15 protein-coding genes are annotated in these 13083 nt (G+C 52.1%); 1 reads left to right on the forward strand and 14 read right to left on the reverse strand.

Going from position 1 to position 13083, the window contains the following annotated elements; genetic code table 11:
• Nucleotides 1–53: 53 nt before the first annotated feature.
• The 3 genes from AB1598_13100 to AB1598_13110 form a co-directional block, all read right to left on the reverse strand.
• Nucleotides 54–1514: an efflux RND transporter periplasmic adaptor subunit gene (locus AB1598_13100; GenBank protein ID MEW6145946.1), complete on the reverse strand. Its 1461-nt coding sequence runs from the start codon at nt 1512–1514 to the stop codon at nt 54–56.
• On the reverse strand, nt 1511–2794 hold the full coding sequence (locus AB1598_13105) for a TolC family protein (GenBank protein MEW6145947.1): 1284 nt from the start codon (nt 2792–2794) through the stop codon (nt 1511–1513). The genes AB1598_13100 and AB1598_13105 overlap by 4 nt, the downstream gene beginning before the upstream one ends.
• 119 nt (nt 2795–2913) lie before the next feature.
• On the reverse strand, nt 2914–3303 hold the full coding sequence (locus tag AB1598_13110; protein MEW6145948.1) for a hypothetical protein: 390 nt from the start codon (nt 3301–3303) through the stop codon (nt 2914–2916).
• 201 nt (nt 3304–3504) lie between these two features.
• Here AB1598_13110 and AB1598_13115 point away from each other — a divergent pair, with 201 nt between their 5' ends.
• Complete coding sequence (locus AB1598_13115; protein ID MEW6145949.1) at nt 3505–4503, forward strand: aldo/keto reductase; 999 nt, start codon at nt 3505–3507, stop codon at nt 4501–4503.
• A 56-nt stretch (nt 4504–4559) separates the two neighbouring features.
• On the opposite strand, the gene AB1598_13120 is transcribed toward AB1598_13115, so the two are convergent.
• The 11 genes from AB1598_13120 to AB1598_13170 all read right to left on the reverse strand — a co-directional run bounded on the left by AB1598_13120 (nt 4560) and on the right by AB1598_13170 (nt 13060).
• Nucleotides 4560–5213, reverse strand: a complete 654-nt coding sequence (locus AB1598_13120; GenBank protein MEW6145950.1) for an HAD family phosphatase — start codon at nt 5211–5213, stop codon at nt 4560–4562.
• A gap of 239 nt (nt 5214–5452) precedes the next feature.
• A complete protein-coding gene (locus tag AB1598_13125) occupies nt 5453–5746 on the reverse strand; it encodes a hypothetical protein (protein MEW6145951.1) in 294 nt (97 codons plus the stop codon).
• Nucleotides 5747–5924: 178 nt separating this feature from the next.
• A complete protein-coding gene (locus AB1598_13130; GenBank protein ID MEW6145952.1) occupies nt 5925–6812 on the reverse strand; it encodes a cation diffusion facilitator family transporter in 888 nt (295 codons plus the stop codon).
• Between the two features lie 108 nt (nt 6813–6920).
• On the reverse strand, nt 6921–8237 hold the full coding sequence (locus AB1598_13135) for a malic enzyme-like NAD(P)-binding protein (GenBank protein ID MEW6145953.1): 1317 nt from the start codon (nt 8235–8237) through the stop codon (nt 6921–6923).
• 68 nt (nt 8238–8305) lie between these two features.
• Nucleotides 8306–8530 (reverse strand): FmdB family zinc ribbon protein, encoded by a 225-nt coding sequence (locus AB1598_13140; protein MEW6145954.1) that lies wholly within the window; start codon nt 8528–8530, stop codon nt 8306–8308.
• Nucleotides 8531–8699: 169 nt separating this feature from the next.
• Nucleotides 8700–9458 (reverse strand): 4'-phosphopantetheinyl transferase superfamily protein, encoded by a 759-nt coding sequence (locus tag AB1598_13145; GenBank protein MEW6145955.1) that lies wholly within the window; start codon nt 9456–9458, stop codon nt 8700–8702.
• 40 nt (nt 9459–9498) lie between these two features.
• Entirely contained in the window at nt 9499–10254 is a 756-nt protein-coding gene (locus tag AB1598_13150; protein MEW6145956.1) for a cytochrome c biogenesis protein CcdA, read from the reverse strand.
• Nucleotides 10251–10778 carry a TlpA disulfide reductase family protein gene (locus tag AB1598_13155; GenBank protein MEW6145957.1) on the reverse strand — a complete coding sequence of 176 codons (528 nt, stop codon included), beginning with the start codon at nt 10776–10778 and terminating at the stop codon, nt 10251–10253. The genes AB1598_13150 and AB1598_13155 overlap by 4 nt, the downstream gene beginning before the upstream one ends.
• Before the next feature lie 174 nt (nt 10779–10952).
• Nucleotides 10953–11585 (reverse strand): TIGR04282 family arsenosugar biosynthesis glycosyltransferase, encoded by a 633-nt coding sequence (locus AB1598_13160; GenBank protein ID MEW6145958.1) that lies wholly within the window; start codon nt 11583–11585, stop codon nt 10953–10955.
• Between the two features lie 36 nt (nt 11586–11621).
• Complete coding sequence (arsS, locus tag AB1598_13165; protein ID MEW6145959.1) at nt 11622–12659, reverse strand: arsenosugar biosynthesis radical SAM (seleno)protein ArsS; 1038 nt, start codon at nt 12657–12659, stop codon at nt 11622–11624.
• A 65-nt stretch (nt 12660–12724) separates the two neighbouring features.
• Nucleotides 12725–13060: an arsenosugar biosynthesis-associated peroxidase-like protein gene (locus AB1598_13170; GenBank protein MEW6145960.1), complete on the reverse strand. Its 336-nt coding sequence runs from the start codon at nt 13058–13060 to the stop codon at nt 12725–12727.
• Between the last annotated feature and the right edge of the window lie 23 nt (nt 13061–13083).

The raw sequence follows: 13083 nt of genomic DNA on the forward strand, positions 1-13083 counted from the left end.
ATTTCTGCCAATGAGACTCGATGTCATGCATGCAGCGCCTGGCTCTCGCAGTATCAATGTCCTTCGTGTGATCCCATACTTTCTTCTTCTCCCTCGCCTTCTTCCCACGATGCGACCGCGGCCTGTATCTTGCTTTCGGAGTCGATAAGGAAATTCGCCCTCGTGACGACTCTCTCTCCTTCGCTGAGTCCCTTGAGCACTTCGTAATAACCGTCCGATTTCTGACCGAGCTCCACCCTCTTTATCTCCATGCTGCCCCCGCCCCTGTCTACGAACACTACGTCCTGCTTCCCGGTGCGGAGCACTGCGGATTCGGGTATCGCCAGTTTCTCCCCGAGCGGGATGTCTATGCTCACGTCCGCATACATTTCGGGGAGGAGCCTCATGTCGGGGTTGGAGAATTCGAGACGCGCCTTCGCCGTCCTCGTCTTCATGTCCAGGTGGGGCGGCATGAACGCTACTTCCCCGTGGAATTCCTCGCCCGGAAACGACTTTAAAGTCATTACCGCGTGATCGCCGGGCTTGACGAGCGGTATCTCGTTCTCGTATATATCGACTTCGACCCACACGTTGGAATGATCGGCGATCGTATACAGGCTGGTGCCGGGTTCGACGTACATGTTCTCGAATACGTTCTTCTCGGTAATTACGCCCGAGACCGGGGAGTAAATGACGAGGCTCTCCTTTACCTTCCCGGTTTCCCCGAGCTCACGAATCTGTCCTTCGGAAATATCCCACAGCTCGAGCCGTTTCTTCGTCGCGTCGAGGAGCGAATTCGCTCCGCCGGATATATCGGAGAACTCACTGCCCGAGAGGATCTCTTTCGAGCGCAGCGCGAGGAGGTACTCCTGCTGCGTCGAGACGAGCTCCGGGCTGTATATGGAGAACAGCGGGTCTCCTTTCTTTACGTGCTCGAGGGTGTAATCTACGTAGAGCTTGTCTATCCAGCCGCTGAATTTCGTATGGATTTGTTCGACCTTCGTCTCGTCGAGCGTCACTCTGCCCACGGTCCTTATCGTTTTGTCCATTGAGCGCATGGCGACAGGCTCCGTTTTAACGCCTATCAGCTGCTGCCTCTCCGTGCTGACGGTGAATCGGGAGCTCGGCTCGCCTTCTCCAGTTTCGGGGGCAGGCACTCCCATGCCGTGCCTGCTATGGTCCACGGCCCCCGTTTCGGTCGAGCTTTCGGATTCCGCCACGGTTTCTTTCTCGGCGCTCTCTCCAGCGGGCTCGGTCCCGGTTCCCGGTTTTTTAGTTACCGGCACGAGCTCCATACCGCAGATAGGGCAGTTGCCCGGCTCTTTCATCTTTACGGACGGGTGCATGGCGCACGTCCAGTAATCGATCTCGCCTTCGGCTGTAAGGACAGGGCGCCACTCATGCTCGTGCCTCTCCGAGAAAAACGGAATCTCTTTCAGCACCGGTATGCTGTATCCGTACTTGTATATAATGAGCGATACCGCCGTCAGGACTACCAAAGCCGCAATAATATTCAAGCCTGTTCTCTTCTTCATCTCCGTTCTCCCTTCATTTCGTATTGGCCTCCAATATCGGCTCCCGAAAGCTCTTCTATCCTCGCAATCGCTTTCTCGTAATCCGTCAGCTGCCTCTCGTATTCGAGCTCGAAGCTGAAAACGGTCACGAGGTTGTCTATCAGCGTCAGGAAGTCGACCGTTCCTACCTGATAGCCTGAGACCGCCGATTCGAGCGAGAGCTTTGACTGGGGTATTATCCCCTTTTGATAGAGGTTCATGAGTTTCTCCGCCGTCCTGGCGTTGAGGTAGCTCTCCTTCACGCTGAAGTTGATCTCCTGGTTCGTCGAGCTGTACTCCTCCTGTGCCCCTTTCAGCTCGAGCGCCGCTTCCTCGATCCCCGGCTTCTGCTTGCTCCAGAAGTAGAGCGGCACCTTCAGTCCGAGAGATACTTCCCATACGCCCTCGATCCCGTTCCCTTCCTTGCCCATGATCCCCGGAGAGGCTTCGACAACGAAATCGGGATAGAGATCCTTCCGGGCAAGACTGAGCGCCTCTTCTCCCCGCGCGATCTCTCTTTCCCTCATCGCAAGGAGTGGCGCGTTTTCCCCGGCGAGCCCGCTTACCTCCTCGGATGTCAGGATAAGAGGGGTTTTATCGATTTTCCCGGGTCTTCCGAGCGGCGAGTCCTGGGGCCGGTTGAGTATGCTTTTTATTCTCGCCTCGATTATCTCTTCTCTCTGCCTGAGCACCTCGAGCTGCTCGATAAACTTTGAGTTCTCGACCTGCGCCCGGAGCACGTCCTGCTGTATGCCCTTTCCCACCTCGTACTTGACTTCGGCGATTTTGGTGAACTTCCGGAGAAGTTCCTGATTCCTTCCGGTGATCTCTATGGCTTTTCCGGCCAGGTACCAGTCGTAATAGGCGACCTTGAGATCCGCGATCACCCTCCTCTCCGTTGCCAGGTAGGATTTCTCCCCGGCTTCGGACTCTCTCTCCGCGATCTTCTTTTTCAGGGAGAGTTTTCCGGGAAATGGTATCTCCTGCTCGAACGAGAATCTCAGCATGCTGTCAGGGTCTTCGTCGAGGGTTATGCTGTCGAAGCTCACGTTCTGCCAGCCCACACCTATCATCGGATCGGGCAGAGTCCCTTCCTGGGACGGGCGCTTGGTAGACGCCCGCCACTTGGCGTTTGCCGCCTTTATCTCCGGATTATTTTGACGCGCCTCGTTTATCAAGGAATCGAGAGTCTCGATTTCCTGCGCAAATAAACCCTGCGTAAATAATAAGATGAGAAATATCGTTCCTAATGTTGCTTTCATATATTTACCTCCTGTAGAGAGGGGAATGCTTAAAATGTATGAATGTTGAAAACGCAAGAATCCCTCGCCGCCAGTTACATATCACGAGGCAGTACGGGGATCAAATAGAAAAGATGAAATTATAGTAAGAATGTGGAATTGACGATCTGCAGATCGGGCGGGTCGTGTTCTCTTTGAGAGAAACCCTGTGCTCGATTGACGTAGCCCCTTTGATAATACATGTTTGTCAATGAGACTGTGTGAACCAGGACCGGATCAATTTTTGAAGGGGGGTCGAGAGGGGCGTTAGTAAGTCCCTCCAAACAGCATGAAGAGATCTTTCCTGACGGTCCGTGTATCCTGTGCATGGCGGGTTTTTCGCTGCTCTCCTTAGCAACGCCAACGTTCCCGTGACAACTCATCACAGTTTTAGCCGGCGCGGTTTCAGTCGAAGCGACAACGTCGGGCTGGAACCCGCTGTAGCAGAGAATGATGTTGAATACCAAGAAAATGCTCGTGAATCTCTTCATAATATCCAGTTCATATAATATAGCTTAATGTGTCGAAGTCAAATAAGTTTTAATCCTGGGGATTGATATCAATCAGGATTTATAGACGATTGGGACAAGCATTATGGAACGGGTAAGATAGTTCCGGATTATCGTCGGAGGTCACGGGTGCATGAGCGAACTCGATATGAAAAGTCAGTGATTTAAAGGAGGTACCGTTATATGGAATACGTGAAGATCAGCGGAACCGATATTCTGTCCTCCCGAATTGGTCTAGGCTGCTGGGCTATAGGGGGCTGGCTCTGGGGAGGGAGCGAAGAGCGCGAATCCGTAGACACGATTCTCTCTGCGCTCGAAAGAGGCATAAACCTCATGGACACGGCTGCGATCTACGGCTTCGGCAGGTCGGAAGAGATAGTAGGTAAGGCGCTATCCGAGTACGGACAGAGGGATAAAGTCATAATCGCTACCAAAGCGGGTCTCGACTGGACATCCGGCAAGGTTTACCGGAATTCAACCAGGGGCCGCATCATGAAGGAAGTCGAAGATTCGCTCGGGAGGCTGAGAACAAATTATATAGACATATACCAGATACACTGGCCCGACTTCGACACGCCGATCGAGGAAGCCGCGTCCGCCATGGACGAGCTCTACAGGGCCGGGATAATTAGGGCGATAGGCGTCAGTAACTATTCTGTCGAACATATGGACGCATTCAGGCTTAAGGCTCCTTTACATGTCTCGCAGCCCCCGTATAACCTGTTCGAGAGGGGCATCGAAGACGATATTCTGCCTTACTGTGACTCGAAGGGGATTACGATGCTCTTTTACGGGGCTATCTGCCGCGGATTACTTAGCGGGAGGATGAAAGAGGATACGAGGTTCGAAGGGGACGATATACGGAAGGCGGACCCTAAATTCAAGGAGCCGAGGTTCGGGCAGTATATGAAGGCGGTCGGGATGCTGGATGAATACGCACGGAGGAAATACGGGAAAAGGGTTATTCACCTCGCTGTACGCTGGATTCTCGACAAAGCTCCCAATCACGTCGCGCTCTGGGGGGCGAGACGCCCCGGCCAGCTGGACCCCGTTCCGGAAATGATGGGATGGTCACTCGATCACGACGACTTCCGTGCGATCGACAAAATACTCGCGGAGTGTATCAAGGATCCGGTAGGCCCCGAATTCATGGCGCCTCCTTCGCATAAGCCAAAAGACTGACATGATCTCTTGCCTCGGTTATGCAAGCGTGTATGGATGTATCTTCTTCGCGTTAATTAGTGCTGGATGGATTCGATCAGCCTGGGATTTAGCTCGTCCATGGACTCCAGTATCAGGTGGGCTTTTTCGAACGCTTCTCGGCTGAGCCTCTTGTCGGGGATCGCTATACAGTACATTCCCGCAGCCGTCGCCGACATCACGCCGTTGATCGAGTCCTCGATCGCCACGCACTCTTGCGGTCTCACGCCGAGCCTCTCGGCCGTATGTAGATATATGTCCGGGTGAGGCTTCCCGTTCTCCGTGCATTCCCCGGATACGACGGCGTCGAAATAAGGATAGAGCGAGAACATATCAAGTACGAAGTTTATTACGCTGAGTGGAGAGCTCGACGCCACAGCCATGAGATATCCCCTCGGCCTGAGTGATTCTAAAAGTGGCGTCAGTGCGGGCATGAGATTGAGTTCCTCTTCATATATAGCGGTCAGTATTTCGACCCTCTCCGATATTATCTCATCGACCGTTTCTCCGAGCGAGAACGTATCTCTCAGGAGTTTTCCCGAGTCCCTCTGGTTGAGACCCACTATGAGGTCCCTGTACTCCGGGCTGTAATCGATGTTCCTTCTTGCGAGTAGTATCCTCTCCGTTTTTTCCCAGAGCGGCTCGCTGTCTATCATTACGCCGTCCATGTCGAAAATTACAGCTTTGATCATAGGGGGAATTGCGAATGTTCCTTTCTAATTAATTTCGGGCCTGGATTTAATAAGGTAATGAGGTTACCTGAGAAATCCTTCCTGAAAAAGGCGCAGAAAGGATAGGGCGGTCTCTCATATGGCGGAGACGATCTCCGGCTATAGTTTGAAAGTATGCTTATAGGAAAACAGGGGATTAGTTATGCTTATCCCCTCGATGCCCCCAAATTACCTATAAGACGCCGCGTGTTTTCTCCCGGTTAGTCTATTAGGATGCCGAAGTTAAAAGAACCCGTGACTGGGGGATAATAGGACGGCGCATAATAAACAGGCGGCGGTGCATAGATCACAGGCGGCGGAGGGGCGTAATATACGTAAGGCCTTGGATAATATGCAGGCCCGTAAAAGAAGTTGGCTGAGAAACTAGAATGGTTCTTGTAGTAATGCCCGCCATGATGCTTATATTGCCCGTGTCCTTTCCGCGCAAAGCTTGCGGAAGGCATGGCTATAACTAAGGCAATAATTATTAAAATCGGCAATATGAGTTTTTTCATTGCTGTCTCCTATAAATAACTTCGTCTATATATTTATATAAACCTCAACAGCGCAATAAAAGTTGCATGACCTTATCGATGCTCATCTAAATCCAATTATTCCTGATGCAGCCGTTGACTTCTACAATTATTTTATCGGAGGTGAAAATTGACGGATTACGGGGGGATAGCGCGGGTTTTACCGCATATCGGGGTCGACGTGAACGGTTACTTCGGAGCTTCCGATTTTTTCTTTGATCGCTCTCACTATATCTTCTGCTATTTCGTGCGATTCGATGAAAGTCAGCCTGTGGTCCATAACGACGTGGAATTCGATGAATTTTACCGACCCCGCGTTCCTTGTCTTGAGCTTGTGGTAACTCTTTACGTTCGGATTGAATTCCATGATAACCTCTTCGATATCCCGGACTGTCTCTTGCGGCAGCTCTTTGTCCATCAATATGTCGATAGACTCGATCAGGATATCCTTGGTCGACCAGACGATAAACGCCGCCACGAGCATGGAGATGATAGGGTCGATTATGTTTAACCCTGTGAGCTTTATGACGAACAGCCCCGCCAGTATGCCGCCGTTGGTGTATAAGTCGAACTTGTAGTGGAGGCTGTCGGCGTTAAGAATCAAGCTTCCCGTCTCCTCAGCGACTCTCTTAATGTGCCTCGCGAGGAAGAGGCTGACTATCATAGACAGGACTATTACCGCCATCCCCCATCCGACTGATACCAGTGCTTCGTCTCCCATAAGTCTCAGGACGGAAAGGTATATGAGATAAACGGCCGAGGAGCCGATGATGAATGTCTGGAACAGTCCTGCGAGCCCTTCTGCTTTCCCGTGTCCGAACTTGTGGTCGTGGTCGGCCGGTTTTTCCGATTTCCTTATCGAATAGAGATTTACGGATGATGCCGTTACATCGAGAAAAGAATCCACGGCTGAAGCGAGCACGCTTATCGAGTTGGTCAGGATACCGAACACGACTTTAACGATGATTAATGCGATGGATACACTTATGGAGAGAAGAGCAGTCCGGAACTTTATATTTTTGCTAATATCTCTGCTGCTTGATGACAACTTGCTTTTTTACTTCTCGGTATCGGTTTATACGTCTGCGGGAGAGCCGTTAAGGCTATGAACTGATCGGTATTCTCCGAAACGGAATACCCTGCCGATAATATCCGCTCAGACGCTCCATCTCTTGAGCTTTTCTTCGACTTTCCGGCTCAGCTGCTCCCTGTATTCTTCAATATCGATTTTTATTCTCGATGCGCCCGTGTGCATCGCGGCTTCGGCGACGGCGACGGATTCCCAAACGAGCACCCTGGGGTCAAAAGGGGAGGGGACTATGTACTCGGGGCCGAAATCGAAATGCTTCTTGCCGTAAGCCTTGGCGACACTCTCATCGGCTCCCCTTTTGGCGAGCTTCGCGAGAGAATATGCCGCGGCTACCTTCATCTCTTCGTTGATCGCCTTGGCTCTCACGTCGAGCGCCCCTCTGAATATGAAGGGGAACCCGAGAACGTTGTTGACCTGGTTCGGATAATCGGACCTTCCCGTGGCCATAATTACGTCCTTTCTCGCTGCCTTGGCGTCCGGGTAGGAGATCTCGGGGTCCGGGTTGGCCATCGCGAATATGATCGGCTTGTCCGCCATGGATTTGACCATCTCTTTGCTGACCGCGCCTCCGGTCGAGAGGCCCACAAAAACGTCGGCCCCTTTCATGGCGTCTTCGAGGGTCCTTGCGCTCGTATCCACGGCGAATCTTTCTTTCTGGGGGTTCATGTTCGCCTCTCTCCCCTTGTATATGACCCCGCGGCTGTCGCACATGATCATGTGATCTCTTTTAGCGCCCAGGTGTATGAAGAACTCGGCGCAGGCTATCGCTGAAGCCCCGGCGCCGTTGAACGTCATTCTGAGCTCGCTTATCTCCTTCTTTACAAGTTCGCATGCGTTGAGCAGCCCGGCGCCCGATATTATCGCCGTCCCGTGCTGGTCGTCGTGAAACACCGGGATGTCCATCTGCTTCCTCAATTCGTCTTCTATGTGAAAGCACTCGGGGGCCTTGATGTCTTCGAGGTTGATGCCTCCGAAGGTGGGCTCGAGATACTTCACCGTCTTGATGATTTCCTCGGGGTCGTCGGTGTTTAATTCGATATCGAACGCGTCTATACCGGCGAACCTCTTGAAGAGAACGCTCTTCCCTTCCATTACCGGCTTGCCGGCGAGCGCGCCTATCTTTCCGAGTCCCAGCACTGCTGTGCCGTTCGTTATGACGCCGACGAGGTTCCCCTTGTTAGTGTATTCGTAGGCGAGATGAGGGTCTCTGTATATTTCCATACAGGGCTCGGCGACGCCCGGAGAGTATGCCAGAGAAAGGTCCCATTGAGTCAGGCAGGGCTTGGTCGGCACGACTTCAAGCTTTCCCTTTCGGCCGACACTGTGGTAATCCAGTGCGGCTTGCTTCATCTCTTTCTCTTTATCATCAGCCGAATTAGACATGTAACAATAATCCTCCGTTTATTTTTCCTTTTTTGTGTGTGTAAGGATATTCATGACGAGTATTCGCGTCAGCCTTTCACTCCGCATCCGCAGCCCGTCGGGCTGCAGCCGCATCCGCCGCCTGTCCGGCCAGGCGGGGAGAGTTCACCCTCAGATTTTATTCCGAAAGGAGAGAATTGCTTTTCTATATTCCTGCTCTCACACGTAGCGCAAGCGACCGCTTCTTCGCTGTTAAGAACCAAAGTTTCGAATAATTCCTGGCAGTCGAGACACCTGTATTCAAATATCGGCACTCTATAGGGACCTCCGGCGCCCTAATGAATGGAAAGTATTATAAATTTATATCAAATGTAGTCAACGTGGTAATTTTCCGGTTATTTTCCGGGAATAATCCCGGCCCATCGGAAGATTTTTAGTATAACCGGGATAATTATCGATGTTAAGGAACGATTTTGCCGGCCGTCACAGCGACCGGTCCGCGATGAATCGGCTTATTCGCGGCTTATCGCCTTTAAAAGCCAGCGCAGCTATGTAATCATTCCACGTATCGATTTGCAGTATCGTCCAGCTCTCATCCGATTCTTCAAGGCTTATGGATGCAGCGGACGGAGACGTACTACTGAGAACTGGAGAAAGATCCAGCTCTTTCAGGGCGGATGAGAAACCTCTGCCCACTGCTTTCGAGTAAGCCTCCTTTATCGTCCATAAGCTCATGAAAGCCCGGATTCTCATGATCTCGGGACGAGACTGAAAATATTCCATTTCGCCCGGAGTAAAAAACCGTTCGAGGATCTTTTCAGGCTTAAGAACAGGCCTTATATATTCGACGTCTATACCGACATCACACTTTGCCGCAACAGCGCAAAGGGCGAGGTTCCGGGAATGGGATAGATTAAAACTGATTTTCTTCCGATCGGATTCGGCGGCTATCGCCGGCTTCCCGTGCTCATTATATTCAAATTCTATATCCGCGGGCCGTGTGTTCAGATAACAGCCGAGAATTATTCGCAGGTAACCGCGGGCGGTGACGAATTTATCCCTGTATACGGAGAGGCCCAGCCTCGAAGCCCTGACTCTTTCGTCTTCGGACAGTACTTCATTGAACAGGTATACGTTGTTTATCGCCGGGTGGTCGAGGGCTATCTCCCATACGTGGACTTCGCCGTCGCTGATTGTCCTGACGGCATGAGTATTCTTCCGTTCCGCGCCTATCGGATTCACAGGTAAATCATACAGGGGTTCTATCCTCTTTCTCAACTCTTTAGAACGATTTCCAGAAATCTATGCCCGCCCAGTCGAGCGCCCTCTGGCCGTAGATATTGAGGTAGTAGAGGTTGTTCGTTGCCATCAGTATGCCCACGACAATTAATGTCCCGCCGACGATGATTTTATAGAGACCGTAATTACGCTTAATCCATCCGAACGCGGTGAGGGCTTTTGAGAGGGCAAGCCCGGTGATGATGAACGGCAGGCCTAGTCCTATGGAATATACGAAGAGCAGTACCGCGCCTTTTCCCGCCCCTTCCGCCGTGCTTGCATAAAGGAGTATGGAGGCGAGTATCGGCCCGACGCACGGGGTCCATCCGAACCCGAACGCGATGCCGAGGAAGAATATGCCTATGAGCCCCAGGTTGCCGCCCGTGAAGTATATCCTCCTTTCCCTGTAGAGCTGCGGTATCTTGAGTATGTCCATGGAAAAAAGCCCGAACAGTATTATTATCACACCCGAGATCCTGAGGAGGAGCACCTTGTTCTCGTGCAGGAAAGTGCCTATAAATGAAGCTGACGCGCCCAGCGTGACGAACACTGCCGAGAAGCCGAGCACGAAGAAGAGGCTCGGCACGAGTATCCTCACCGCCTTTCCTTCGGTCGCATCCCCGGTCAGCTCCTCGAACGACATTTTGGAGACCATGGATACGTAACCCGGTATGAGCGGGAGCACGCACGGCGAGAGGAACGAGATTATTCCCGCCAAAAAAGCGATAAGCCAGCTTACCTGGACCTCCGCCGGATTCACTCGGTTATGTCCTCCATATATAATTTAAATTTCTTTTCCCCCTCTTTTCCTATGAACGGCCCGTAATTTTTAACCGCTATCTCGCCTTCTTTATTGATGAAAAATGTCGCAGGCAGGGCTACGACCTTGTACTTGGACGAGACTTCGCCCGGCTGGTCGTAGAGGTTTGTGTACGTAATGCCCGTGTTCTTGATAAATTCGGCGGCGTTCTTTCTGTCGTCCATGACGTCAACGCCAATGAATACGACGTCCTCATCCTTGAACTTGTTCCACATCCTTTCGAAGAGCGGCAGCTCTTCTTTACAGGGCCCGCACCAGGTAGCCCAGAAATTGAGCACTACCGGCTTCCCCATAAAGTCCCGGAGACTGATTTTACTCCTGCCGTCCACTGTTTCGAGAGAGAAGTTCTCTGCGGGGTTCCCGCCTGAGCCGCTCCCCTGCTCACTATTCCCCTGGTCACATGAAATAATCAGGAGCGGAATCAAAATTACGGCGGGCGAAATGTAAAGGAATATTCTCTTCATACGATCTCCTCGTGATACGGGGCGCCTTTTTAAGAATGCTAAATAATATACCATTCATATTGTTTTTATGTGCCGGTAATAGAGAGAATACGAAGCGCCGGGCGGATCGGATCCGGGTTCGGGCGATTAATGGACCGGTATTAGAACAACCATGAGTTTGAGCATCGGTATCCCTCATTCCGTGCTGAGCGGCGTAAGAAGCTCGGGGCGGACATCATTTATAGTGTCTACATCTTTCAATGTATCGAGGGTCTTATGACTGAGATTCTTCTCATTAATGCGGTTGAGGGTTTGGTTGAGCACGAGGCTGGTCCCCCATTCGATATCGCTGAAAAGGGAAGGCTCGATGCTTTTGAGTCCGAGCAGATAATACCCGCCGTCCGCCGCCGGCCCGGTTACAACGTCCGTTTCTTCAAGGAGGCTGAAGGCGGCGGTAACCGTGTCTCCGCTGATGTCCGGAACGTCCGTCCCTATCAGCACGGCTTTTTCCGCCCCCTTGGAGAATACCCGTTCAAACGCATCAGACATCCTCTCGCCGAGCTCGCCTCCTGACTGGGGTTCGTAGGACGCATTCTCGGTTCCGAGCCAGCCTCTCACGTCCTTTTCTCTGTGCGGCGGATCGAAGTAAATTACGGTTCCATACGAGTCAGACGCCGATACATTCTCTATTACACTTTTCGCCATTCTTGCATACATCTCAGCCGCCCTTTGCGCGCCCAGGTCCCGGGCGATCCTCGTTTTGACCAATCCGGGCTCGGGATACTTGACGAATACGATAAGGATATTCTTTCGGTCTCTCTCTGGCATCGTAGTAAATGAAGGGCCTGAATTAACGGAGTAGCTTTATGCGGTGGCTCCGCCGCAGCTGCTGCCTCCCCCCGCCGTACACCCGAAACAGTGGGGAGCGAAGATTATCCTCCTCTTCATAAGACGCTCGTAATCGAAATTAAAGACGGTCATGGGCTTGCCTTTTCCTGCTATCTCCAATTCGAGCATCTGGTTGAAATCGCAGTCGTATATCCTGCCGTCGTATCCCACGCTTACGAGCGACCTGCACATGACGCCCTCGGCGGCGGCCGGGTTGTACGCGTTTACGAGCCTGGTCATGTATTCGTCGTAGGCTCCCAGTTTTTTAAGCTGCTGCTTGAAACGGTTGATAGGCATGTTCGTTATCGTGTAGAGGTTGTTAAAGACTATGCCGTATTTTCTTTCGAGCTCTCTTTTGAAATCCGCTTCAAGGCTTTTCTGAGGCGCGGGCAGGAACGCTCCAACGGGGTTGTAAACGAAATTCAGTATGAGCCCCGTGTCATCCATGCCGTATCCTGCGGCATTGAGCAGCAATATGGCCTGCACGCTTTTTTCGAATACGCCCTTGCCCCTCTGCTTGTCGGTGAAATATTCCTGGTAATAGGGCAGCGACGAAATGACTTCTACCCCGTGCTCCGCGTAAAACCGGGGGAGATATGACTTGCTCTCTCCGGTTACGGGATTGCCGTCTATCGTCACGGTCAGGTTGTGCCTGACCATGACGTGCTTCCCGAGCTTCACAGCTTCCCTGACGAGGCGGTCGAAATGCGGATTGAGCTCAGGGGCTCCGCCTGTAATGTCGAGATTCTTTATCTGATAATGGTCCCCGAGAATTTCCAGGCACCGGTCTGCGGTAGCGAGGTCCATCTGCTCGGTCCTACTCGGCGAGGCGTCGACGTGGCAGTGTACGCAGGACTGGTTGCAGAGCTTGGTAACGTTTACCTGGAGTGTGTCTATACCGAGAGGACGGAGCTCCTGACCGTTGTCCCTGAGCGTTTTATAAAAATCGTATTTGATCTCGTCGCTCTCGACTATTCCGTCCGTTTTCTGCTTGAGGGCGTGAGCCTCGGGCATAGAATGCTCCAATATTATTCCGCTGGACCTGAATCCTGCGTTCTGTTCTTATTTCGTACGGAGGATCACAATGCGCCTTGTTTTTCGAGCGCATTATGCATCTGGATACCGTGTATCAGCGTGATACCCGCTTCCATGGATGCGGCCACGTGTATAGCCTCCGTCATCTGCTCCGGATCGGCCCCTGTCTCCAGGCACTGCGTCGTGTAAGCGTCGATGCAGTAGGGGCATTGTTTGACGTGTGCGACCGCAAGTGCGATGAGGGCCTTCTCCCTTCTGGTCAGCGCGCCGTCCTCGCCGGTAGCCGCGTTGTAATAATCGAAGAACTTCTTCATCAGCTCCTGGCCGAATTTCCCCATCTCGGAAAACCGTTTCAGGTCCTTCGGGTCATAGTAATCCATCCCGTACCTCCGTTAATTCTGGT

The organism is Thermodesulfobacteriota bacterium, from assembly GCA_040754335.1.
Lineage (GTDB): Bacteria > Desulfobacterota_D > UBA1144 > Nemesobacterales > UBA2774 > 2-12-FULL-53-21.